22 protein-coding genes and 1 pseudogene are annotated in these 23230 nt (G+C 70.2%); 13 read left to right on the top strand and 10 right to left on the bottom strand.

The window, feature by feature from the left end; genetic code table 11:
- Positions 1-24 precede the first annotated feature (24 nt).
- Positions 25-1638: a peptide-N4-asparagine amidase gene (locus IF54_RS0124225; RefSeq protein ID WP_030322129.1), complete on the bottom strand. Its 1614-nt coding sequence runs from the start codon at positions 1636-1638 to the stop codon at positions 25-27.
- A 155-nt stretch (positions 1639-1793) separates the two neighbouring features.
- Here IF54_RS0124225 and IF54_RS0124220 point away from each other — a divergent pair, with 155 nt between their 5' ends.
- Entirely contained in the window at positions 1794-3167 is a 1374-nt protein-coding gene (locus tag IF54_RS0124220; protein WP_030322127.1) for an FG-GAP and VCBS repeat-containing protein, read from the top strand.
- Here IF54_RS0124220 and IF54_RS0124215 read toward each other — a convergent pair.
- Together IF54_RS0124215 and IF54_RS0124210 are read right to left on the bottom strand one after the other, a co-directional pair.
- Positions 3128-3343, bottom strand: coding sequence for a DUF397 domain-containing protein (locus tag IF54_RS0124215; protein WP_030322124.1), 216 nt, complete (start codon positions 3341-3343; stop codon positions 3128-3130). The genes IF54_RS0124220 and IF54_RS0124215 overlap by 40 nt on opposite strands.
- On the bottom strand, positions 3340-4194 hold the full coding sequence (locus IF54_RS0124210; protein WP_030322121.1) for a helix-turn-helix domain-containing protein: 855 nt from the start codon (positions 4192-4194) through the stop codon (positions 3340-3342). The genes IF54_RS0124215 and IF54_RS0124210 overlap by 4 nt, the downstream gene beginning before the upstream one ends.
- Positions 4195-4311: 117 nt before the next feature.
- Between IF54_RS0124210 and IF54_RS43505 the strand changes: the two are divergent.
- A pseudogene (locus IF54_RS43505) lies at positions 4312-4722 on the top strand (ATP-binding protein); the annotation flags it as partial.
- Here IF54_RS43505 and IF54_RS0124205 read toward each other — a convergent pair.
- Positions 4723-5346: a LysE family translocator gene (locus IF54_RS0124205; protein ID WP_030322119.1), complete on the bottom strand. Its 624-nt coding sequence runs from the start codon at positions 5344-5346 to the stop codon at positions 4723-4725.
- 53 nt (positions 5347-5399) lie between these two features.
- Positions 5400-5975: a CGNR zinc finger domain-containing protein gene (locus IF54_RS0124200; protein ID WP_030322117.1), complete on the bottom strand. Its 576-nt coding sequence runs from the start codon at positions 5973-5975 to the stop codon at positions 5400-5402.
- Between the two features lie 166 nt (positions 5976-6141).
- Here IF54_RS0124200 and kstD point away from each other — a divergent pair, with 166 nt between their 5' ends.
- Complete coding sequence (gene kstD / locus IF54_RS0124190) at positions 6142-7872, top strand: 3-oxosteroid 1-dehydrogenase (RefSeq protein ID WP_030322115.1); 1731 nt, start codon at positions 6142-6144, stop codon at positions 7870-7872.
- A gap of 210 nt (positions 7873-8082) precedes the next feature.
- On the opposite strand, the gene IF54_RS0124185 is transcribed toward kstD, so the two are convergent.
- Positions 8083-8751 carry a class I SAM-dependent DNA methyltransferase gene (locus tag IF54_RS0124185; RefSeq protein WP_037820474.1) on the bottom strand — a complete coding sequence of 223 codons (669 nt, stop codon included), beginning with the start codon at positions 8749-8751 and terminating at the stop codon, positions 8083-8085.
- A gap of 185 nt (positions 8752-8936) precedes the next feature.
- Positions 8937-9140, bottom strand: a complete 204-nt coding sequence (locus tag IF54_RS0124180; RefSeq protein WP_003992177.1) for a cold-shock protein — start codon at positions 9138-9140, stop codon at positions 8937-8939.
- A 286-nt stretch (positions 9141-9426) separates the two neighbouring features.
- On the opposite strand from IF54_RS0124180, the gene IF54_RS0124175 reads away from it, so the two are divergent.
- The 5 genes from IF54_RS0124175 (at position 9427) to IF54_RS0124155 (ending at position 14649) form a co-directional block, all read left to right on the top strand.
- The gene (locus IF54_RS0124175) at positions 9427-10275 is read left to right on the top strand and encodes a menaquinone biosynthetic enzyme MqnA/MqnD family protein (protein WP_030322108.1); all 849 of its coding nucleotides are present in this window, start codon (positions 9427-9429) and stop codon (positions 10273-10275) included.
- 31 nt (positions 10276-10306) lie between these two features.
- Complete coding sequence (locus tag IF54_RS0124170; RefSeq protein WP_030322106.1) at positions 10307-12106, top strand: serine/threonine-protein kinase; 1800 nt, start codon at positions 10307-10309, stop codon at positions 12104-12106.
- Positions 12103-12831, top strand: a complete 729-nt coding sequence (locus IF54_RS0124165; protein WP_030322104.1) for a prepilin peptidase — start codon at positions 12103-12105, stop codon at positions 12829-12831. Before IF54_RS0124170 ends, IF54_RS0124165 begins: the two co-directional genes overlap by 4 nt.
- A 71-nt stretch (positions 12832-12902) precedes the next feature.
- Positions 12903-14102 (top strand): cyclic dehypoxanthinyl futalosine synthase, encoded by a 1200-nt coding sequence (mqnC, locus tag IF54_RS0124160; protein WP_030322101.1) that lies wholly within the window; start codon positions 12903-12905, stop codon positions 14100-14102.
- Positions 14103-14109: 7 nt separating this feature from the next.
- Positions 14110-14649 carry an imidazolonepropionase-like domain-containing protein gene (locus tag IF54_RS0124155; RefSeq protein WP_030322099.1) on the top strand — a complete coding sequence of 180 codons (540 nt, stop codon included), beginning with the start codon at positions 14110-14112 and terminating at the stop codon, positions 14647-14649.
- Positions 14650-14734: 85 nt separating this feature from the next.
- Here IF54_RS0124155 and IF54_RS0124150 read toward each other — a convergent pair whose 3' ends face one another.
- Entirely contained in the window at positions 14735-15763 is a 1029-nt protein-coding gene (locus IF54_RS0124150; RefSeq protein ID WP_030322097.1) for a chitinase, read from the bottom strand.
- A 281-nt stretch (positions 15764-16044) separates the two neighbouring features.
- Between IF54_RS0124150 and IF54_RS0124145 the strand changes: the two genes are divergently transcribed.
- The 4 genes from IF54_RS0124145 to IF54_RS0124130 are packed head-to-tail and all read left to right on the top strand — an operon-like array spanning position 16045 to position 20724.
- The gene (locus IF54_RS0124145; RefSeq protein ID WP_030322095.1) at positions 16045-16452 is read left to right on the top strand and encodes a hypothetical protein; all 408 of its coding nucleotides are present in this window, start codon (positions 16045-16047) and stop codon (positions 16450-16452) included.
- A 17-nt stretch (positions 16453-16469) separates the two neighbouring features.
- On the top strand, positions 16470-18779 hold the full coding sequence (locus tag IF54_RS0124140) for a bifunctional polysaccharide deacetylase/glycosyltransferase family 2 protein (RefSeq protein WP_030322093.1): 2310 nt from the start codon (positions 16470-16472) through the stop codon (positions 18777-18779).
- Positions 18776-19993 (top strand): acyltransferase family protein, encoded by a 1218-nt coding sequence (locus IF54_RS0124135; protein ID WP_030322091.1) that lies wholly within the window; start codon positions 18776-18778, stop codon positions 19991-19993. The genes IF54_RS0124140 and IF54_RS0124135 overlap by 4 nt, the downstream gene beginning before the upstream one ends.
- Positions 19994-20028: 35 nt before the next feature.
- A complete protein-coding gene (locus tag IF54_RS0124130) occupies positions 20029-20724 on the top strand; it encodes a demethylmenaquinone methyltransferase (RefSeq protein WP_020135946.1) in 696 nt (231 codons plus the stop codon).
- Positions 20725-20789: 65 nt separating this feature from the next.
- On the opposite strand, the gene IF54_RS0124125 is transcribed toward IF54_RS0124130, so the two are convergent.
- On the bottom strand, positions 20790-21107 hold the full coding sequence (locus IF54_RS0124125; RefSeq protein WP_037820472.1) for a PASTA domain-containing protein: 318 nt from the start codon (positions 21105-21107) through the stop codon (positions 20790-20792).
- A gap of 110 nt (positions 21108-21217) precedes the next feature.
- Positions 21218-21742: a GNAT family N-acetyltransferase gene (locus tag IF54_RS0124120; protein ID WP_030322086.1), complete on the bottom strand. Its 525-nt coding sequence runs from the start codon at positions 21740-21742 to the stop codon at positions 21218-21220.
- Between the two features lie 98 nt (positions 21743-21840).
- On the opposite strand from IF54_RS0124120, the gene IF54_RS0124115 reads away from it, so the two are divergent.
- The gene (locus IF54_RS0124115; RefSeq protein ID WP_030322084.1) at positions 21841-23127 is read left to right on the top strand and encodes a geranylgeranyl reductase family protein; all 1287 of its coding nucleotides are present in this window, start codon (positions 21841-21843) and stop codon (positions 23125-23127) included.
- Positions 23128-23230 lie beyond the last annotated feature (103 nt).

Here is a 23230-nt window from a genome sequence, read left to right as displayed (position 1 = left end):
CGTGCGCGGCCGCCGCCCTTCCTCTCAGCAGCCGTGCACGTCCTTGGTCAGCACGCCCTGCTCCGTCGCGAGGGTGTGGTCCCAGCAGGTGCCGGGGGCCCGCAACCGGTACCGCTCGCTCGTGGTGGCGACCGCGTGCCGGTCCTCGCGGGCCACGCCGAGGGTGAAGGTGGCGTCGCCCTGGTACGTGTCGTCGGTCCGGGTGGCGCCCGACAGGGCGTGGTCGCCCACGGACATCACGACCCGCAGCCGGTTCGCGCTGTCGATGGTGGCCTGCCCGTCCAGGGAGTACTCACGGTCGATGCGGGCCGACTTGCCGTTCGTGGTGACGATCTGGTGATCCGTCCAGGTGCCGGTCACGTCGTCGGTGTTCTCGTCGGGCGTCCACCGGTGGTCGACGGCCGTGGTGAGGGTCCGGTCGACGGTCGTGGTCACGCGGCCGTGAGAGGTGTTCAGGTAGCCGGAGACCTTCAGGTGGTCCCCGCCGGAGGTCGCGAGGTGCCGCAGCGAGCCGTCGGTGAAGTCGTTGGACAGCGCGGGGGCGGTCTTCCGGTACGACGTCACGCCCCCGGTCAGCACCGACCGGTGCGCGTCCTGCCACACCAGGACGTTCGTCGGCGCGCTCCACCCGGTCTGCCCGGCGGGCACCCCGACCACCGACACGTCCACGGTGTGCGCCCTGCCGTCGTCGAGGAGCCCGGCGAACGGCGTGAGGTCGAAGGTCAGCGGCCGTACGTCGAAGGCGGTCGGGGAGGGAATCACCGACCACAGGTAGGGCGACCAGCCACCGGTCCACACGTTCGGGTAGGGAGAGGCGATTCCGGCGACCTTCCCGTCCACGCTGACCTGCACCTCACGGTACGGCCCGGCGTCGCCGCCCTGGCAGGAGTACGACGCGGACGGCGTCGTCGCCGTGTACCAGAACTCCTCGCAGCCGCCGCCCGACCCGGTGGCGTACACCTCGGCCAGGATGCGCTCGGAGTTGCGCGGGGTGGTCAGGGAGGCGCCGGTGGTGACGCTGTCGCCGGCGCTGAGGGGGATGACCTGGTCCGGGGCGTCGGGCGCGGGCCGGTGACGCTCGGGTGCGTAGAAGGTGAGGGTCACCTTGACGTCGAGAATGCCCGTGTACGTGCCGTCGACAACGTTGCCAATGAGCATGTCGACGGGCTGCGCGCTGCTCAGCGTCTTCTCGTACTCGGTGACGTCCTTCTGGACGTGCCAGTCGATCCCGTCCTGCGAGGGCTCGGGCGTCGAGGTCCGGAAGACCTGCACCCCGCCGATGTCCAGGTATCCGAGCCGGTCGAACTGCCGGCCCTTCACGGTGCCGTCCATCCGCAGCACGACCTTCGACCACCGTCCGGACGCGCCGCATCCGGTCGGCGGTGTGTAGGTGCCCGTGTACGGCGTGAAGTCCTTGAACTTCGCCTCGGCGACGGTGACTTGGCAGGACTTGGTGTGCGGGGTGCTGATCGGCGGGGCGGCGGTGACGGGGTCGTGGTAGTCGGTGCCGAACTCGGCGGGGACGGGGGTGTCGGCGGTCGCGGTGCCCGCCGTGCCGGCCGCGAGGGCCAGGGAGGCGAGGGCGGCGGTGAGGAGGGCGGCCGCACGCCGGGGGAGGTGGGGGAGAGGTCGTCTCATGCGGCGCAGTGAACCCGTCCGCCTCACCGGTGACCAGAGGTCCAGAACAGGTCTTGACCAATTCCAGTCCGTTCGCTGACTTCCGCCTTGGTGCAACCATTACCCGCCGCGGAGAGTCTCCTACCCGTCCGACCCATGATCACCGCAGGAGACGCATGTCCACGCGCACCCCCCTCGGCCTGGCGATCGCCACGGTCACCGCCGTGTCCCTGACCGGCGGACTGCTCACCCTCTCCGTTGGCACCGCGAGCGCGGCCGGCCCGGCGAAGTACGCCGACGACTTCAACGGGGACGGCTTCCGGGACTTCGCCGTGGCCGGAATCGGCGGTGATTTCACCGTGACGTACGGCACGGCCACCGGCGTCCGTACGACCTCGACGACGTTCACCCAGTCCAGCGCGGGCATCCCGGGCACCGCCGGTAACGCGGGCGGCTACGCGGACGAGTTCGGCGAGGACATCGCCACCGCCGACCTCAACCGCGACGGATACGCCGACCTGGCCGTCGCCGACTTCACGGAGAAGGTGAGCGGCAAGGTGAGTTCCGGCGCGGTCACCATCCTGTGGGGCCGCAAGACCGGCCTGACCGGTTCCGACGCCACCCGTCTCAAGGTCACCGCGCGCGCCGACCAGGGCTTCGGGAAGGCCATCGAGGCCGGTGACTTCAACGGCGACGGCAAGGCCGACCTGGCCGTCGCGGACGCCTTCAAGTCCGTTTACGTCTACCGTGGCGGCTTCACCAAGTCCGGTACGACGGGCAAGGTCACCAAGCACACCTACGGCGACACCTTCGAGACCACCGGCCTGGTCGCCGGCAGGGTCACCAAGGACAAGGCGACCGACCTCTACCTCCTGGGCCAGGGCTACCACAACGACAAGATGACCCAGGACGCGTGGTTCCTGCGGGGCGGCTCCACGATCAAGCCCGGCAAGGCCACGGTCATCGACGGCTCGGAGCCCGACTACGGCCCCGCCGGCGTCGTCGCCGACTTCGACAAGGACGGCTACGGCGACCTCGCGGTCAGCGACACCCGGTACCGCAACAACGCGGGCTCGGTGGTCGTCTGGCGCGGAGGCAGCACCGGCCCGACGACGAAGTACCGGCTCACGCAGTCCACTTCGGGCGTCGCCACGGCTGCCGCGGCACACGAGTGCTTCGGCTCCGACCTCTCGGCCGGGGACACCAATGGCGACGGTTACCCGGACCTCGCGGTCGGCGTGCCCTACGAGAAAGTCGGCACGGCGAAGGACGCGGGCGGCGTCCACGTCCTGCGCGGCGGGAGGTCCGGCCTGACCGGCAAGAACTCCCAGTGGTTCTCGCGGGCGAGCGCGGGTGTCCCCGGGAACCCGACGGCGTACGAGAACTTCGGCTTCCTGGTTCGCCTGCGTGACATCGACCGCGACGGTGACAAGGACCTGCTGCTGTCGCGCAACTACTACGGCCCGAGCGCGCTGATCCCCGGCACGGAATCCGGCATCACGGCGACCGGCTACAAGGACGTGGACCTGGTGGCCGCGTTCCCGCAGTAGGGGGACAGGAAGGCGGACCACGCCGTGGGGGAGAGGGCGAGGTGAGGGCCGGTGGGGTGCGGGTGCTTGGAGTCGCGGAGGTGGATGGTGTCGGGGGTGACGGCGACTTCCAGGCACTGCCCGCCCTCGCCGTCGCTGTAGCTCGACTTGAACCAGGTCAACTTCTCTATGGTCATCGCTCTTCCAGCATCTTCTCGATCAAGTCCAGGGACTCGTGCGGGTTGAGGGCCTGAGCTCGGATGATCCCATAGCGGGCGGCGAGTACGCGTACCTCTTCCCGGTCGGTGATCAGGCGGGGGTACCCCTGGATCTCCATGTACGCCACCTGCTCCCTCCCCTTGGGGATCAGCAGCGTGAACGAGCCGCCCAGGCTGGGGTGTTCGTCCCGCCCCGACGGCATCACCTGAAGCTGTACGTTCCGCATGCGGCCGACCTGCAACAGCCGCTTGAGCTGCCCGGCGTGCACCGAGCGGCCACCGATCGGCCTCTCCAGCACGGCCTGTTCGATGACGAAGCTGCACTCCGGCGGCGGCCACTTCTCGAAGAGCTGCTGACGGGAGAGCCGGTCGGCGACGCGCTTCTCGATGGTTTCCTCGTCGAGCGGCGGGTGCCGTTGCGTGAACACGGCCCGGGCGTAGTCCTCGGTCTGGAGCAGGCCGAGGACGCCCATGGTGCTGTAGTCGTACAGCGAGACCGCCTCGGCCTCCAGCCCCGCGTAGTCGCGATACCACTCCGGATGGCGGGTCCGGCTCTTGGCCATCGCCTGCTCGACCTCCGGCAGGACCTCCTTCAACAGGCCCCCGGCATCCAGGAGTTCGTCCGCCTTGACCAGCACCTCCGGCCGGAGTGTCCGTACGCCCCGCTCCATCGCCGAGACCGCGTCCGGGCCGTAGCCCACCAGCTCGCCGAACTCCTTCTGGGTGAGCCCCTTCCGCTCGCGCAGGAGCTTGACCATCTTGCCCAGGGCGACGAACAACCCCGCCGTACCGTCCGCCTCCGCAGGCGTGTCCGGCCTCCGCTCACTCATGCGCCCCACCCCTCCCGCACGACAACCCGTACACCGAACCCCTCGCACCCGTACAGTTACTCAGCGTCGCCGAGTCACCCCTGGTCAGCGTAGAGACAAGGCAGCACGCTCGGTCACGTGAACGCCGAAATCTCCACCCCCACCGACGAACTGACCCAGCGTCTGAGCGCCACCCCGAGAGGTGCCCGGCTGGCCCGCAGGCTCACCGCCGCGACGCTGGACACCTGGGGGCACCCTTACGACAGCGAGGTGAACGACACTGCGCAGCACCTCGTCGCGGAGCTGGCCGCCAACGCGGTGACCCATGGACGCGTGCCGGGAAGGGACTTCGAGCTGCGCCTGCTCCGGCTCCCGGAGAACACGCTCCGTATCGAGGTGAGCGACACGAGGGGGGACCGCCGGCTGCGGTTCGTGAACGACGCGGAGGGCGAGCACGGCCGGGGACTGATCCTCGTGACCCTGCTCGCCCGCACCTGGGGCGTCACCGAACGGGACGTCGGCAAGACGGTGTGGGCCGAGATCGGGCTGTCAGGCGAGCAGGATCTCGCCGGTGATGGTCCCGGACAGCACGACGTAGACCGTGCACGCCATGTAGTTCAGCACGGCAGTGGCCTTGGTCGAGCCGGCCAGGCGTGCCTGGAAGTATCCGGCCAGCACTCCGATCGATCCGTAGAGGATCACCTCCATCAGAATGTCGATCGCGCCGAGGATCGCCATCTGTAGTCCCGGCTTCTCCGCGCTTCCGATGAACTGCGGGAGTATCGCGAGGAAGAAGAGAACGATCTTCGGATTCGTGATGCTGACCAATATGCCCCGCGCGTACCAGCGGCCCGCCGGGACGTCGGTGTGGCCGCTGATCGTGCGACGGGCGTGGCGCATCGTGACGTAAGCCAGCCACAACAGGTACACCGCGCCCACGATCCGGATCGTGTCCAGGACCGACGGGTGCGAGCGGGCGATCTGTCCCACGCCGGCGACCACGGCGGCGGCGTAGACGCTCATGCCGGTCGCGATGCCGAGGATGGCCTTCACCGCGGCCCGGCGCCCGCCTTCGAGGCCCACCGCCAGCATGTAGGCCATGTCGGGACCGGGTGGACCGAGGAAGAGCATGATCACGGCCACGTAACCCGGCAGCACTGTCAGATCCACCATCGGCGGCGACCTCTCGTCGGATGGAACCGTCTAAGGTGGTTCCACCGTACAGCTCAGCCGGCCGGCGGTGCCTTCTTGCGCTTGTTGGCCAGGAAGCGGGCCTTCTTCTCGCGGTTCCCGCACGTGTTCATGTCGCACCATCTGCGGGTGTGGCCCCGGCTGGTGTCGACGAACGCGGCTCGGCACGTCGGAGACGCGCACAGCGAGATCTTCCCCTCCCGCTCTCCCGAGAGAAGGCCGATCGCGTCGGTGGCGATCACGCTGAGGGCGTCCTCCACCGACGCGGAAGCCAGCCGCCACTCCAGGCCGCCCCCCGGGGTCAGGGCCGCCGTGGCCCGGCCGTGGGTGCTGCGGTCATTGATGACCTGGACAGCCGAGGAGGGCAGCGGGTTCTCGTGCGCGACAGCGGTGGCGGCCGCGTGGATCGCTTCCCGTAGTTCCCGTGCCCGGTCGAGCTGGGCCTGATCGCAGGAGTCGACGGCGAGTCCGTTGTCCGCCAGCCAGTCCACGAGCCGGGAGGGCGCAGGAATGCGCTCCAGCGTCTCGCCGTAACGCTCCGAGAGGGTTCCCGTGAACCTGGTCGCCAGTACCTTGCCCGTACGGAATTCGGGGAAATGCTGCACCGCCACAAAAACCACCTCAGCCGGTTGCCTCTTGCAGCGCAAGCATAGGAGAACCTGCTCAGATGGTTCCGCAGCTCGGGTTCCCGTTCCCTTCACGCCCCTTGACTTCTCAAGACCCCCGCGCGACGTTCCGGACCTCTTCGTCCGTACCAGCCGCTGGGGGGACCTGCCCATGAGCGTGACCCGAAGACACCTGCTGGCCTCCGGTGCCGGTCTGGCCGTCGCCGCCGGAGTGCAGCAGGGCGCGAGCGCCGCCGACCTGCCGACGGCCGGGACCTACGACGTCGTCGTCATCGGCTCCGGGGCCGCCGGGATGACGGCCGCGCTCACCGCCGCCAAGCAGGGGCTCAGTGTCGTGGTGCTGGAGAAGGCGCCCACCTTCGGCGGGTCCGCCGCCCGTTCCGGCGCCGGGATCTGGATCCCCAACAACCCCGTCCTCGTGGCCGCCGGCGTCCCCGACACCCCGGCCAAGGCGGCCGCCTACCTCGCCGCCGTCGTGGGCCCGGACGTCCCCGCCGCCCGGCAGCAGGCCTTCCTCAGCCAGGGACCGGCCATGATCTCCTTCGTCATGGCCAACAGCCCGCTGCGCTTCCGCTGGATGGAGGGGTACAGCGACTACTACCCGGAGCTTCCCGGAGGGCTCCCCAACGGCCGCTCCATCGAGCCCGACCAGCTCGACGGCAAGATCCTCGGCGCCGAACTCGCCCACCTGAACCCGCCGTATCTCGCGGTCCCCGCGGGACTCGTGGTGTTCAGCGCCGACTACAAGTGGCTCGCCCTGTCCGCGGTCAGCCTCAAGGGCGCCGCCGTCGCCGCCGAGTGCCTGGCGCGCGGCACCAAGGCCGCCCTGCTCGGTCAGACACCGCTCACCATGGGACAGTCCCTCGCGGCCGGCCTGCGGAAGGGCCTCCTGGACGCGGGCGTGCCCGTCCGCCTGAACACCCCCCTCACCGAGCTCCACGTCGAGAACGGCACCGTCGCCGGAGCGGTCACCCCCGCCGGCCTCTACCGCGCCCGCCGGGGCGTGATCGTCGGCTCCGGCGGCTTCGAGCACAACGCGGCGATGCGGAGCCAGTACCAGCGCCAGCCCATCGGCACGGCCTGGACGGTCGGCGCGAAGGAGAACACCGGGGACGGCATCCGCGCCGGACAGCGGCTCGGCGCCGATGTCGCCCTCATGGACGACGCCTGGTGGGGACCGGCCATCCCGCTGCCCGACGAGCCGTACTTCTGCCTCGCCGAACGCACCCTCCCCGGCGGCCTCATCGTCAACGCGGCCGGCCGACGGTACGTCAACGAGGCCGCCCCCTACAGCGATGTCGTCCACACCATGTACGACCGCAACCCGACCGACCCGGACATCCCCTCCTGGCTGGTCGTCGACCAGAACTACCGCAACCGGTACCTCTTCAAGGACATCGCGCCGACCTTCGTCCTCCCCGACGACTGGTACAGCTCGGGCGCCGCGCACAAGGCCTGGACGCTGGACGCCCTGGCCACGTCCATCGGCGTCCCCGGCGCCGCCCTCCGCGCGACTGTCGACCGCTTCAACTCCCTTGCGCTCAAGGGCGACGACACGGACTTCGGACGCGGGGACAGCGCCTACGACCACTACTACACGGACCCCGCGGTCCTCCCCGACTCCTGCCTCGCCCCGCTGTGGCTGCCCCCGTACTACGCCTTCCGGATCGTCCCCGGCGACCTCGGCACCAAGGGCGGCCTGCGCACCGACGCCCGCGCCCGCGTCCTGCGGCCGGACGGCTCGGTGATCCCGGGCCTGTACGCGGCAGGGAACGCGAGCGCGGCGGTCATGGGCCACAGTTACGCGGGCGCGGGCTCGACGATCGGACCGGCGATGACGTTCGGGTACATTGCCGCCCGGGATCTCGCGGGGGTGCTCTAGAGGCGAGCTTTCTTGAATGTTTGAAGATCTCTTGACGTCAAGTGCCTGGCGGAGTTCACGAGTTGGGGCGAAAGATCATCGGTGACGGTTTCATCAGCCGTCCCGCACCCCCCACCAGCGGAGAACTCCATGAACAACAGAAGAAGAGCGGGACACCGACACGGCCCTCTCGGAGGTCATGGGGTCCGAACTGATCGGCATCCCCTACTCCTACACCGTGGGCTGAGCACGTCCGCCCTCCTGGTCGCGCCGGAAGATCAGCGCGGCCTGGCGGGTCGGCTCGTCGGCCAGGGGTTCGCGCACCGTCCGGGAGACGGGCGCGAACCCCGCCGCTGTCAGCAGCTCGCTCATGTGCTCCGGCTGCCGACGCAGGAAGTCCAGGGTCACCGGGTGCCCCCAGGGATTCTCGTGGCGGCGGGGCTCGTCGCCGATCTGGAAGGCGAGCAGCAGATGGCCGCCGGGGGCCAGGACCCGCCGGAACTCGGCGAAGAGAGCGGGGAGTGCGTCCACAGGGGTGTGGATGGAGGAGTACCAGGACACCACGCCCGCGAGGGCACCGTCGGGCAGTGCGAGCTCCAGCATCGAGCCCTGTTCGAACCGCAGCCCCGGATTCTCCCGGCGCGCGATCGCCAGCATCGACTCCGACAGGTCGAGGCCGAAGACGGACAGGCCGAGGGAGGCCAGGTGCGCGGTGACCCGCCCGGGGCCGCAGCCCAGGTCGGCCACGGGTTCGCCCCGCCCGACCAGGTCGGCGAACGCGGCGAACACCGCCCGGTCCAGCGGCTTGCCGGCGATCTCGTCGGTGAAGCGCTCGGCGTAGTCCTCGGCGATGGCGTCGTAGAAGGTCCGGGTCGCGGTCACGAAGTCGGTGTCGGTCATGGCCGGGGACCCTAGCGGCCCCCACTGACACTCATCCGACCTCGACCTCGACCTCGACCCCGAGCCCAGCCCCCCGCCACTCGCCCCGGCAAAGGCAGGAGCCCCGCTGCCGTGCGGCGCGGGGCTCCTTGTGTACTGCATTCAGGTCCGGATCAGAGGCTGGAGTGCCTCGGAGACGGGATCGCTCAGACGGGGGTGACGTTCTCCGCCTGCGGGCCCTTCGGGCCCTGGGTCACGTCGAAGGAGACCTGCTGGTTCTCCTCCAGCGAGCGGAAGCCGCTCGCGTTGATGGCGGAGTAGTGGACGAAGACGTCCGGGCCGCCACCTTCCTGGGCGATGAAGCCAAAGCCCTTTTCGGCGTTGAACCACTTCACGGTTCCGGTAGCCATAAGCCCTCCTTGGGCCCAAAAGGGTTGCCCTGCTCCAGAACCTGCAAGTGTGAAACAGTGCCGCACAACTGCATACGTCTGAAAACGACTAGAGCCTGCGGTTACATGCTCCGCAGGCTCTGTACTGCAAGGGAAACCAAACTGCAACTTGCGGCGAGCCTAGCACGCGGGCAGCCGAAAGCAATAGAGGCCAAGATCACGTCACCCGGATGTTTGAAGATCGTGCCGGGGTTTGACTTGGGGGGCCGAAGTTCGAAGCGTACCCCAAGGGGTCTAGTGTCGCGATGTGGACAATTCTCGCACCCGGCCGCGCGTCGGCCACATCCAGTTCCTGAACTGCCTGCCCCTGTACTGGGGGCTCGCGAGGACGGGCACGCTCCTCGACTTCGAGCTCACGAAGGACACCCCGGAGAAGCTCAGCGAGAAGCTGGTGCAGGGAGACCTCGACATCGGTCCCATCACCCTCGTCGAGTTCCTCAGGAACGCGGACGACCTGGTCGCCCTCCCCGACATCGCCGTCGGCTGCGACGGCCCGGTCATGTCCTGCGTCATCGTCTCGCAGGTCCCGCTGGACGAGCTGGACGGCGCCAGGGTGGCCCTCGGGTCGACCTCGCGCACCTCGGTCCGGCTCGCCCAGCTCCTCCTCGCCGAGCGCTACGGCGTCCGGCCCGACTACTACACCTGCCCGCCCGACCTCAGCCTGATGATGCAGGAGGCGGAGGCGGCCGTACTCATCGGGGACGCGGCGCTGCGGGCGAACCTCCTCGACGGACCGAAGTACGGCCTCCAGGTGCACGACCTCGGCACGCTCTGGAAGGAGTGGACCGGGCTGCCGTTCGTCTTCGCCGTCTGGGCCGCCCGCCGGGAGTACGCGGAGCGCGAGCCGTTCATCACCCGCAAGGTCCACGAGGCCTTCCTCGCCTCCCGCAACCTCTCCCTGGAGGAGGTCGGCAAGGTCGCCGAGCAGGCCGCCCGCTGGGAGGACTACGACGAGGAGGTCCTGGAGAAGTACTTCACGACCCTGGACTTCCGGTTCGGGGCGCCGCAGCTGGCGGCGGTCACCGAGTTCGCCCGCCGGGTCGGCCCCACGACGGGTTTCCCGGCGGACGTGAAGGTGGAACTGCTTCAGCCCTAACCTGCATCTGAACCTTATGGGGGAGGCCGGTATGCAGCCGCTGGGAGTCGACGAGCCCACCGCCGTGGGTCCCTACCGGCTGCTCGGCCGGCTCGGGGCCGGCGGCATGGGCCGGGTCTACCTCGGGCGCAGCGCCGGGGGCCGCACCGTCGCCGTCAAGATCGTGCACCCGCACTTCGCGCTCGACGAGGAGTTCCGCGCCCGCTTCCGGCGCGAGGTGGACGCGGCGCGCAGGGTGGGCGGGGCGTGGACGGCCCCCGTGCTGGACGCCGACCCGGAGGCCGCCGTCCCGTGGGTCGCCACGGGGTACGCGGCGGGTCCCTCGCTGGCCACGGCGGTCGCGGACGGGGGCCCGCTGCCCGAGCACTCCGTACGGGTCCTGGGCGCGGGCCTCGCCGAGGCGCTGGCGGCGGTGCACGAACTGGGGCTCGTCCACCGGGACGTGAAGCCCTCCAACGTCCTGCTCACCGTCGACGGCCCGCTCCTCATCGACTTCGGCATCGCCCGCGCCACGGACGGCACGGCGTCGCTCACCTCCACCGGCGTCTCGATCGGCTCCCCCGGCTACATGGCGCCCGAACAGATCCTGAGCAAGGGGATCTCCGGCGCGGCGGACGTCTTCTCGCTGGGCGCGGTGCTGGCGTACGCGGCCACCGGCGCCCCGCCCTTCCCCGGGGACTCCTCGGCCTCCCTTCTCTACAAGGTCGTCCACGAGCAGCCCGAACTCGGCTCGCTGGGCGGCGAGCTGCGGGACGTCGTGGAGTCCTGCCTCGCCAAGTCGCCCCAGGAACGGCCGGCTCCGGGGGAACTGGCCCGGCGGCTCGCTCCCGAGGGCGCGGCACGGCTGGTGGTCGCGGGGTGGCTGCCGGGCGCGCTGGTCGAGCAGGTGGGGCGAAGTGCCGTACAGCTGCTGAACCTCGACGCGGCGGGGGAGCAGGTGTTGTCCGGGCCGGTGGAGTTCACTTCTCCGTCGGTCGGTGCGTTCGGGCCCCCGCCGGTGATGCCGGTCGTCTCCGCGGGGGCGCCGCCGGCCGACGCGGCCGGGCCACCGGCGTTTCCGGTCACACCGCCGACTCCTCTCGGTGTGCCCACCGGGCCGGTCGTTCCGGAGCCCCGGGACGCGACGCCGGACGAGACGGTGGTGCCCTCCGACAGGAAACCCGGGCGGCTCTCCGTCTCCGTCGCGGCCGCCGCCACACCCGGTGAGGGCGGTCGCGGCCGCCGGATGAGCTGCACCGTGGCGCTCGCGGTCGCCGGGGCGCTGGCCGCGGTGACCGTGGGGTCGGTCTTCCTGTTCGACCTGCTGCCGGGGCGGGGCGACCACGACTCGGCGGGTGCTCCGACCGGCAGCGACGCGTACTCGTCGGCACCGACCTCCCAGCCGTCGGCCTCCGGACCGCCTGCGCCCGAGGCCTCGGCGACCTCGGTCTCCCCGTCGTCGAGCGACACGGCGACCGATGCGGCGAGCGGCGCGGCCGGAGTTCCCGCCCGCTACCTCGGCACCTGGGAGGGCGAGGGCAGCGGACTCGGCGGGAGCGTGCCGATGGGGACCTTCCGGATCACCGTCAAGGACGTGACCGTGGGCAAGGAGCTGGGCCGGCTGGTGCAGACCGACCCGATCGGCGCCCTGTGCACGGACGTCCTCACCCTCAAGAAGATCACCGGCACCGGGCTCGTCACCACGGCCGTCGGCGCCCCCGACAACCACGCGGGCTGCAACCCCACCGCGCACACCGTCCGCCTCACCCCGGACGGCGACGACCTGAAGTACACCTCGGAGAGCGCCGCCGAGGGATACCCCGAGGCACGGATGTCGAAGGTCGAGGAGTGACCGGGCTGCTCATCGCCCTCGCCGCACTGTGGGGAGCGGCGGCGGGCGCCCTGCTGCCCCGCTCCGCCCACCGCTTCTCCGTGCCGAGCGGGGAAGCCTGGCGGCGCACCTGTCCCGAGGGGCACCGGCTGGGCGGATGGCTCGGCCCGGCGAGCTGCCCCACCTGCGGCAGGGGGCAGTCGTACGGCCCCGGCGCGCCCCTCCTCGCCGGCGTCACCGCCCTTGTCTGCGCCGCCCTCGCCGCGGCCACCGGCACCCGCCCGGAGCTCGCCGTCTGGCTGCTGCTCGCCCCCGCGGGCGTGCTCCTCGCCGTGATCGACCTGCGGGTGCGACGGCTGCCCGACCCGCTCACGCTCCCCCTCGCGGCCGCCGCGCTCACGCTGCTCGGCCTGGTCTCGCTCGTTCCCGAACACGCCGGGAGCTGGACGGACGCCCTGCTCGGCGCCCTCGTGCTCGGCGCCGGGTACTGGGTGCTGTGGCGGATCAACCCGGGCGGCATGGGCTTCGGCGACGTGAAGCTGGCGCTGGGCGCCGGGGCGGTCCTCGGGTGGTACGGCTGGGACACCGTACTGCTCGGGACCTTCGCCGGGTTCCTGCTCGGCGCGCTGTGGGGCGGTGTCCTGGTCCTCGTGGGCAGGGCGGGCCGCAAGACGGCGATCCCGTTCGGGCCGTTCCTGATCGCGGGGGCGTACGCGGGGCTGCTGATCGGCGCGTACACGGCCTGAGGTCGGGCTTGTCACAGGGCTGGCGTAGGCTGGCTTGGTCCGTCCGAACCCTTGACGAAAGGCACGCCCCGGTGACCGAGAAGGCCGACCTTCAGTCCGTCCTCGACCGTGCCGCCGAGGGTGGGCGGATCACCCCGGAGGAGGCGCTCGACCTCTACCGCGACGCCCCGCTGCACGCGCTGGGCTCCGCCGCGGACGCCGTGCGCCGCAGGCGCTACGCGGGCACCGAGCACATCGCCACGTACATCATCGAGCGGAACATCAACTATACGAACGTCTGCGTGACGGCGTGCAAGTTCTGCGCTTTCTACGCCCCGCCCACCGCCAAGGACAAGGGCTGGACCCGCGACCTCGACGACATCCTGCGCCGGTGCGCGGAGACCGTGGAACTGGGCGGCACCCAGATCATGTTCCAGGGCGGCCACCACCCGGACTACGGCGTCGAGTACTACGAGAAGCACTTCGCCGCCATCAAGAAGGAGTTCCCGCAGCTGGTCATCCACTCCCTCGGTGCCTCCGAGGTCGAGCACATGGCCAGGATCTCCAAGGTGAGCGTGGAGGAGGCGATCCAGCGCATCCACGCGGCCGGCCTCGACTCCTTCGCGGGCGCGGGCGCGGAGCTGCTCCCCGAGCGCCCCCGCAAGGCCATCGCCCCGCTCAAGGAGTCCGGCGAGCGCTGGCTGGAGATCATGGAGACCGCGCACCGGCTGGGTGTGGAGTCCACCTCCACCATGCTGATGGGCACCGGCGAGACGAACGCCGAGCGCATCGAGCACCTGCGGATGATCCGTGACGTCCAGGACCGCACGGGCGGCTTCCGGGCGTTCATCCCGTACCTGTACCAGCCGATGAACAACCATCTGAAGGGCCGCACCCAGGCCACGATCTTCGAGTACCTGCGGATGATCGCGATCTCCCGGCTCTTCATGGACAACATCGCCCACATCCAGGGCTCCTGGCTCACCACCGGCCAGGACGCGGGCCAGCTGACGCTGCACTACGGCGCGGACGACCTCGGCTCGGTCATGCTGGAGGAGAACGTCGTCTCGGCGGCCGGTGCCAGGCACCGCTCCAACCTCCAGGAAATGATCGACATGATCCGCACAGCGGGTCGCGTCCCGGCCCAGCGCTCCACGACCTACGAGCACCTCGTGGTCCACGACGACCCGGCGAACGACCCGGTCGACGCGCGCGTCCAGTCCCACATCTCCTCCACGGCCATCGAGGGCGGCACGGCCCACCCCGAGCTGAAGATCCTCGCCTCCAACTAGGCCCGCGTTGCTGACGATCCACACCGCCGACCAGCTGCTCCGCGGGGACGGGGGACCGCCCCTGCCCGCCGGGGCGGTCCTGGTCGAGGGCCGCGCGATCGCTGCCGTGGGGGCCTACGAGGAGCTGGCCGGCGCCCACCCCACGGCAAGGGTCCGCCGCTGGCCGGGAGTCATCACCCCGGGCCTGCTGAACCCGGACGGCCCGGAACTCCTGGAGCGGTCCTACCACCCGGACCCACGCGAGGACTTGGGCAGCGAACCCCTCACCGGCGAGGCCTTGTCGGCCCTCGACATGACCGAGGCGAGATGGGGCGCGAGCGCGAGGCGGGGGGTGCAACGGCTGCTGGCCCAGGGCACGGTGGCGGTCGCCGGCCCGCTGCGACGCCCCGCGGTGATCGACGCGGTGCACAGGTCGGGCCTGAGGATTCAGGACGGGGTCACACCGATGCTGCTGCGACCGGGCGCGGACGCGACCTTCGCGATCTTCGGCGCACAGGAATGCGTGGCCACGGTGATCAGGGGCCGCTTGCTGCACAGGCGCAGGTGAAGTTGCTTTTAGGGGCGCGGGGCTGTGTCGATATGCGGCTCCGCCGCGTGGGCGCGACCAGCCACAACGCACCCGCAGCCGAAACTCAACCGGCCAGCGCCTCCCCAAACGCCCCCGCCGACTGGGAAACCCCACTGCAATTCGTCAACGCGTCACCCCCCTCCTCACACTGCTGATCCCGGAACGTAGCCCACATCGACACCCACGCCACCCCCTTCGATTCGGCGAACTCCCTTACCTGGGCCGCGTCCGACAGCGTGAACGTCTCCCCGGCCACATCATTCGTACCGATCATCGAAGTGAGCGCCAAAGCCCGCCATGCAGTGGAGTTGTCCGTGCCGAACACCGACTTCAACTGCTTTTGCGCCGCCTTCGCCGAAGTGATCGCGTAAGTCCCCATGTCCCCGTCGTAGGACTCCCCGTAGTTCATCGTCATGATGTTGACCGTGGAGACCTGAACCGAGTGGTTGTTCGCGGACTCCAAGAGAGCCACGCTGTCGGCGTCGAGCCCGGACGGCATGACCGGCAGCGTGAACGAGACGGCCAGATCGCTCCGTTGCTTCTGGAGCAACGCGATCGCCTCCGACCGCAGGTCCACCGAGTCGGAGTCCGTCAACGCGTCCCCCTCGACGTCGAAGTCGGCGAGGGAGGAGCCGGCGGCGTCCAGGGCGGTGCTGTACGCCGCCGCCAACTTCGCCGCGCTGGAGCAGGTTTCGGCCAGCTCCTTCCCGGACGCCCCGCCGAAGGACACCCGCACCTCGGCACCGTCCTCCTTCAGCGCACTGATCCGGGACGTCACCGAGGAGTCCCCGACGGCGTTCGTACCGTTCCAGGACGGCGTGCAGTCACTGCCGTCGGCGATCACGAACGCGAGGTTGTACACCGAGGGTGAGCCCGCGGAGTCGTTGTCGGAGGCATCGGTCGCACTGACGTAGGGCGCGTACCCGGTGACCGAGGACGCCGCCTCCGAGGCGGACGCCGACGCCGACGGTGACGTGGTGCTCTGTTGTGGATGCTTTGCGTCCGAGGAACTGTTCGATTCGGCGGAGCACCCCGCCGCGGCCAGGGCCAACAGACATGTCAGCCCGGCCATCGGCTTCAGGAAACTCCGCATTCTCATGCACCCGCTCTCGTTACGGCGATTTCTGGAGGGCGAATGTCTCACACCCTCCTGAGGTTCATGAGGAAAGTCTTCGAACAGCAGACTCACAGACCAGGTGGGTGGTAACGGGCGAATCGGTCACGTAAGGCGGACATTCGGCCTCGTTCGCCTCCCGGGGGGTCGCGCAGGGTTTCTGGGAATCTCTCAGGAAACAGACAGTGCAAGAGGTTTCTCATATGCGCCTCACAAGAACGCCAAATGTGAACACATAAAGCCTGCCTAATGTCTGGGGAATGCATTCCGAGCCTGCCACCGAAAGCCGCGCCGAGTCGCGCGGTCGCCGCCGCAAACGCGGCAACGGGTCCGCCGAGGGGCCCGTGTTCGTTGACAACTCCGGACGCCGCTCCAAGCTGCTGCGCCGGGTCGGCCTTCTCCTCGGCGTCCTCTCCCTGGGCTACGCCGTCGTGCTGGGCCTGGCCTTCATGGGCATCGGCGTCTCCAGCACGACCCTGCTGCCCTTCGGCGGCGGCGGACCGCTCGGGACGTCCAACTCGGGCCCCGGCGGCACCCAGCCGCAGGACGGCACCGGCACCCCGCCCGCGCTGCCCGCCGGCACCCCGCCCGCGTTGCCCATCGGCACCGTCACGGGCGCTTCGCCGAGCGCCGCCCCGACCGCGACCGCCTCCGCGGCCTCCAACTGACCGGAACGGCCCACCACATGACCACGACGACGCCCTCCCGCGGCCGCCGGCGTGCCCCCACCCGCATCCAGCGGGCGGCGGGCAGGGCCGCGGCGTTGCAGAAACCGCGGGTCATCCTCGCCCTGCTGCTCCTGCTCGGCCTGACCAGCGTGATGCTCCTCGACGGCTATCTGCGCGCTGAGGTCGGCGGCGACCAGCGGGTGCGCGACGGCGCGAGCTCCAGCAAGGTCCCCGACGAGATCCTCAACGGCGGGCCCGTCCTCAGCTTCCGCGGCGGCCAGGCCACCACGACCTCCGTGCCGGCCAAGACGATCGCGCTCACCTTCGACGACGGCCCGAACCCGACGTACACGCCCCAGGTCCTGAAGATCCTGAAGAAGTACGATGTCCCGGCCACCTTCTTCCTCGTCGGCTCGATGGTCTCGCGCTACCCGGGGATCGTGAAGGACATGGTCGACCAGGGCAATGAGGTCGGCATCCACACCTTCACCCACGTCGACCTCTCCTACCAGAGCGACGCCCGCATCCGGCGCGAGATGACCCAGACCCAGCTCGCCCTCGCGGGCGCGGCCGGCATCACCACCACGCTGTTCCGGGCGCCGTACTCCTCGGAGACGGACGCGATCGACAACTACAGCTGGCCCGTCTACAAGAAGCTCGGCGAGGAGGGCTACACCAGCGTCTTCGTCGACACCGACAGCGACGACTGGAAGAAGCCGGGCGTCTCGAAGATCGTCAAGTGGGCCACGCCGTCCGGGACCTCGGGCGCCTCGGTGCTGATGCACGACGCCGGTGGCGACCGCGAGCAGACGATCGAGGCGCTGCCGAAGTACATCGAGAAGATGCGGGCGAAGGGCTACACCTTCACCACCATCAGCGGGGTCGTCGAGGCGCAGAACGCGAACAACGCCCCGGCGGGGCAGCAGACGAACGCGCCGGCCGGCACCGCGGGCGGGCAGCTCCAGGGCGGCGACCGGAACGGCACCGCGGGCGCCGACCAGAACGCCGCCGAGCGCCTCCAGGCCGCCCACCGCGAGGCCACCGGCACCACCCTCTACGAGGGCAAGGCGCTCGTCGCCGCGGTCGCCGTCGCCGAGTACACGGTGCCCACGCTCTCGGTCGGGCTGGTGATCGTCGGCGTGGCCGTCCTGGGCCGGTTCGGGATGATGCTGGTCCTCGCCCGCCGCCACTACAGACAGCGCAACAAGCGCCGCTTCAGCTGGGGGCCCACGGTCACCGGCCCGGTCAGCGTGATCGTCCCGGCGTACAACGAGAAGGAGTGCATCGCCAACACCCTGGAGTCGTTGTCGAAGAGCACCCACCCGATCGAGGTCATCGTCGTCGACGACGGCTCCTCGGACGGCACCTCGGAGATCGCCCGCGAGGCGGCCCGTGCGCTCGGCATGACCAACGTCCGGGTCATCCGCCAGGAGAACGCGGGCAAGCCCGCCGCCCTCAACAACGGTGTCCGCAGCGCGAGTCACGACATCGTCGTGATGATGGACGGCGACACCGTCTTCGAGCCGGACACCGTACGGCAGCTGGTGCAGCCCTTCGCCGACCCCGATGTCGGTGCGGTCGCCGGGAACGCCAAGGTCGGTAACCGCAACACGGTCATCGGTGCCTGGCAGCACATCGAGTACGTGATGGGCTTCAACCTCGACCGCCGCATGTACGACCTGCTGCGCTGCATGCCCACCATCCCGGGCGCGATCGGCGCCTTCCGCAGGGACGCCGTGCTCCAGGTCGGCGGGATGAGCGAGGACACCCTCGCCGAGGACACCGACATCACCATCGCGATGCACCGCGCGGGCTGGCGGGTCGTCTACCAGGAGCACGCCCGCGCCTGGACGGAGGCGCCCGGCTCGCTCCAGCAGCTGTGGTCGCAGCGCTACCGGTGGTCGTACGGCACCATGCAGGCGCTGTGGAAGCACCGGGAGTCCCTCACCGACCGGGGGCCCTCGGGCCGCTTCGGCCGGGTCGGGATGCCGCTGGTGGTGATCTTCCAGATCGTCACGCCGGTCTTCGCCCCGCTGATCGACGTGTTCACCGCCTACTCGATGATCTTCGTCGACTTCCGGGCTGCCCTGTACGCGTGGCTGGCGGTGCTGGGGATCCAGCTGGTGTGCGCCGCGTACGCCTTCCGCCTCGACCGGGAGAAGTACCGGTACCTGCTGATGATGCCGCTCCAGCAGCTGGCCTACCGGCAGATGATGTACCTCGTCCTGATCCACTCCTGCGTCACCGCCCTCACCGGCGGGCGGCTCAGGTGGCAGAAGCTGAAGCGCACGGGTGAGGTCGGGACACCGGCGGGGGTGGGCCGATGAGCTGGGAGCAGCAGGCCCACGAGCAGCCCTGGCCCTCGCCGGGATACGACCCCGAGTACGGGTACTCGGGGTGGGCGCAACAGCCGTATCCCCCGGAGCAGCCGGATCCCGCCCGGCCGCCGTATCCGCGGGAAACCCCCGAAGACGCCGAGGCGGAGGAGGAGAAGCCTCCGCCTCGGCCCCCGGCCCGCGACCGCTACTTCGACACCCTGAGGGCCGTCGCCCTGATCCGGGTCGTCACCTATCACACCTTCGGGTGGGCCTGGGCCGGCATGGTCTTCCCCTCCATGGGCGTCATGTTCGGCCTGGCCGGCACCCTGATGGCGAAGTCCTTGGAGCGCCCCGCGCCCAAGGTGATCAGGAGCCGGCTGCGCAGGCTGCTGCCGCCGTTCTGGTTCTGGGGCGTCTTCGTGGTGCTCGCGATGCTGGTCCACGGCTGGATGCCGGGCCGGCAGATCGTCTTCTGGGTGGTGCCACTGGGCGATCCGCCCGGCAACGCGTGGGGCGAGCAGGCCTGGGAGATCCTCTGGTACCTGAGGACCTACCTCTGGTTCGTGCTGCTCTCCCCGCTGCTGCTCCGGGTGTTCCGGCTCGCCCCGGTGCCGGTCCTGCTGCTGTCCCTCGCCCCGGTCGTGGTCTTCCACTTCCTGTGGGAGCCGCCGGACGACCGTCTCGGCAGCGCGCTGACCGACCTCGCGACCTTCCTGTTCTGCTGGATCCTCGGCTTCGCCCACCGCGACCGGGTCCTGGAACGGCTGAAGCCCTTCACCGTCGTCGTGCTCTCGCTCGCCGCGATCGGCTTCGCCGGCTGGTACGCCTTCACGCACCAGGCCGAAACGGGGTCGTACGACCTCGACGACATCCCGCTCGCCCAGGCCTTCTGGTCCGCCGGGTACGTGACGCTGCTGATGTGGGCCAAGGCGTACTTCGGGACCGACTTCGCGTGGCTCACCCGATTCCGGCGGACCGACCGGCTGGTCACCGTCTTCAACTCCCGCGCGGTGACGATCTACCTGTGGCACGAGATCGCCCTCATCCTCGCCGTGCCGCTGATCGACCTGTTCTGGGACGTGCCCGCCTTCGAGAAGTGGCTGCCGCTGGAGAGCCAGTGGTTCCTGTTCGGCGTCGGGTGGGTGCTGATCGCGGTGTTCGTCCTGCTGTGCGGATGGGTGGAGGACGTGGCCGGGAAGAAGAAGCCGCGGCTGCTCCCCTGAGCGGGCCGTGGAGGTCGTACTGCAAGAATGGGCGGGTGACCCGCGCCTCCCTGAACAAGCAGCCGCACGAAGTCGCCTCGATGTTCGACGACGTGGCGGAACGGTACGACCTGACCAACGACGTGCTCTCGCTCGGCCAGGACCGGGCGTGGCGCAAGGAGGTGGCCAAGGCCGTCGACGCCCGCCCCGCCCAGAAGGTCCTGGACCTGGCGGCGGGCACCGCCACGTCCTCGCTGCCCTTCGCGCGGACGGGCGCCTACGTCGTCCCCTGCGACTTCTCCCTCGGCATGCTCAGGGTCGGCAAGAAGAACCACCCGTGGCTGCCGCTCACGGCGGGCGACGCGACGAAGCTGCCCTTCAAGGACGACACCTTCGACGCCGTCACCATCTCCTTCGGGCTGCGCAACGTCCAGGACACCGATGCGGCGCTGCGCGAGATGTTCCGGGTGACCAGGCCCGGCGGCCGGGTCGTGATCTGCGAGTTCTCGCACCCCACCTGGGCGCCCTTCCGCACGGTCTACACCGAGTACCTGATGCGCGCCCTGCCGCCGGTGGCCCGCGCGGTCTCCTCCAACCCCGACGCGTACGTCTACCTCGCCGAGTCCATCCGCGCCTGGCCCGACCAGCCGGCCCTGGCGGAGCGCCTCCAGAAGGCGGGCTGGTCCAAGGTGGCGTGGCGCAACCTCACGGGCGGGATCGTGGCGCTGCACCGGGGAGTCAAGGCGCACTGAGCCGCGGCCCGCGCGCTGTCTTCAGTGCCCTGCGCGCTGTCTTCCGTGCGCGGTGTCCTCAGGTGTCAGAGCCCCGTCACGCACCGGACCACGTACGGATCGCCCGGCTCGTCCAGTTCGCGCTGGAGGCCGCCGCTCGGGGGCCTCGGAACGCGGGGCTCGCGGATGCCTCCGCCGCCCTCACCGGGACCGTGGTCGAACCAGACGTACACCAGGGACTCCCGCGGCACCTCGGCACCGGGCTGCGGGTACTGGCGTACGACATAGTCGACGACGGCCAGGTGGAAGTCCGTGCGGTCCGGTGCGTTGATGAGCAGGCCCTGCGCCTGGGCCGTCTCCCGTGCGTCCACCGCCATGAGTCCGACCAGACGCGGTACGCGCACTTCGGGTGTTTTGGGTGTTATGCGCACAGATGTCACCCCCAGTGGTACTGGCAGGGTAACTCCGCCGTGGTGGTGCCCGGAAGGGTCGCGTTTCTTTCTGTAGCAGACGGCTACTCTGCGTCACCGTCGGGCAGGGAGAGCCGGAAGCACAGGGCGTCCTCCGGAAGCTGCGGGTGCGGAAAAGTCTCCGCGAGGTCCATGCCGAGGCGCTTGGTGACCGCGATCGACCGTTCGTTGCCGGGTCTGACCATCGCGACCACGTCCGTGACGCCCGCCGCCCGCAGCCGCTCCAGCGTCATCCGCGCAGCCACGGTGGCGTACCCCTTGCCCCAGTACTCCCGCCCGAGCCGCCAGCCGATCTCGATCTCGCCGGTCGGCCCCCAGTCCCGCGGCCACGGCTGGGCACCCGTGAAGCCGATGACCCGGCCGCCCTCGTCGACCATCGTCCACAGGCAGAACCCGAGCTCGGCGTCGTGCCGACGCTGGCGCGCGGTGAGCTCCTCGTAGAAGGACAGCTCCGCGGACTTCCCGCCGTGGAACTCCATGACGTCCGGGTCGTCGAAGACCCGGTGCCAGGCGACGGCGTCCTCGTCGGTGGGGACGCGCAGCCGTACTACGGGCAGAGCTCGGTTCACTGGGGCAGCCCTTCAGCCGGGTGATCAATTCTGCTGAATAGACTGCCCATGTCCAGTGCCGGTCGGCACGCAGATTTCGAACTTGGGGAGATCCCGCCGTGACCGAGCCCCTGTCCGAGAACACCGCCGATGTCATCGTCGTCGGCGCGGGGCCGGCCGGCTCCACCACCGCGTACCACCTCGCCAAGGCCGGACTCGACGTACTCCTGCTGGAGAAGACCGAGTTCCCGCGCGAGAAGGTGTGCGGCGACGGCCTGACCCCGCGTGCCGTCAAACAGCTCGTCGCCATGGGCATCGACGTCTCCGAGGAGGCCGGCTGGCTGCGCAACAAGGGCCTGCGGATCATCGGCGGCGGGGTGCGGCTCCAGCTGGACTGGCCTGATCTGGCCTCCTTCCCCGACTACGGCCTGGTCCGCAAGCGCGACGACTTCGACGAGCAGCTCGCCCGCCAGGCCCAGAAGGCCGGGGCCCGGCTGTACGAGCGCTGCAACGTCGGTGCCCCGATCACCGACGAGCGCACCGGCCGGATCACCGGCGTCCACGCGAAGCTCGGCGAGGACAAGCGCGAAGTCACCTTCCACGCGCCCCTGGTGGTGGCCGCCGACGGCAACTCCACCCGGCTCTCCCTCGCGATGGGCCTGCACCGCCGCGAGGACCGCCCGATGGGCGTCGCCGTACGGACGTACTTCGAGAGCCCCCGCCACGAGGACGACTACCTGGAGTCCTGGCTGGAGCTGTGGGACCGGCGCGGACCCGGCGAGGACCGGCTGCTGCCCGGCTACGGCTGGATCTTCGGCATGGGCGACGGCACCTCCAACGTCGGCCTCGGCGTGCTGAACACCTCCGACTCCTTCAAGGAGCTCGACTGGCGCGAGGTGCTGAAGGCCTGGTGCGCCTCCATGCCCGAGGACTGGGGCTACACGCCGGAGAACATGACCGGGCCGATCCGCGGGGCCGCCCTGCCCATGGCCTTCAACCGCCAGCCCCACTACACGCGCGGCCTGCTGCTCGTCGGCGACGCCGGCGGCCTGGTGAACCCCTTCAACGGCGAGGGCATCGCCTACGCCATGGAGTCCGGCCAGATCGCCGCCGACGTCATCGTGCAGGCCCACGCCCGCTCCACGCCCGCGGGGCGCGAGATGGCCCTCCAGCGCTACCCGCGGGTCCTGAAGGACACCTACGGCGGCTACTACACGCTGGGCCGCGCCTTCGTGAAGCTCATCGGCAACCCGAAGGTCATGAAGATCGCGGCCCAGCGCGGGCTGACCCACCCCGTGCTCATGAAGTTCACCCTGAAGATGCTCGCCAACCTCACCGACCCCACGGGCGGCGACGCGATGGACCGGATCATCAACGGGCTGAGCAAGGTGGCCCCGAAGGCGTGACGGGCACCCGGGGGGTCGGACTCCTCGGAGGACCGCCCGGGAGCCGGGCTTCTCGGAGGACCGCCCGGGAGCCGGGCTCCTCGGAGGACCGCCCGGGAGCCGG

The sequence above is a fragment of the Streptomyces sp. NRRL B-3229 genome (genome assembly GCF_000719505.1).
Taxonomy (GTDB): domain Bacteria; phylum Actinomycetota; class Actinomycetes; order Streptomycetales; family Streptomycetaceae; genus Streptomyces; species Streptomyces griseorubiginosus.
Note: the sequence above shows the minus strand (reverse complement) of the source record. Positions and strands in the feature narration are given on the sequence as shown.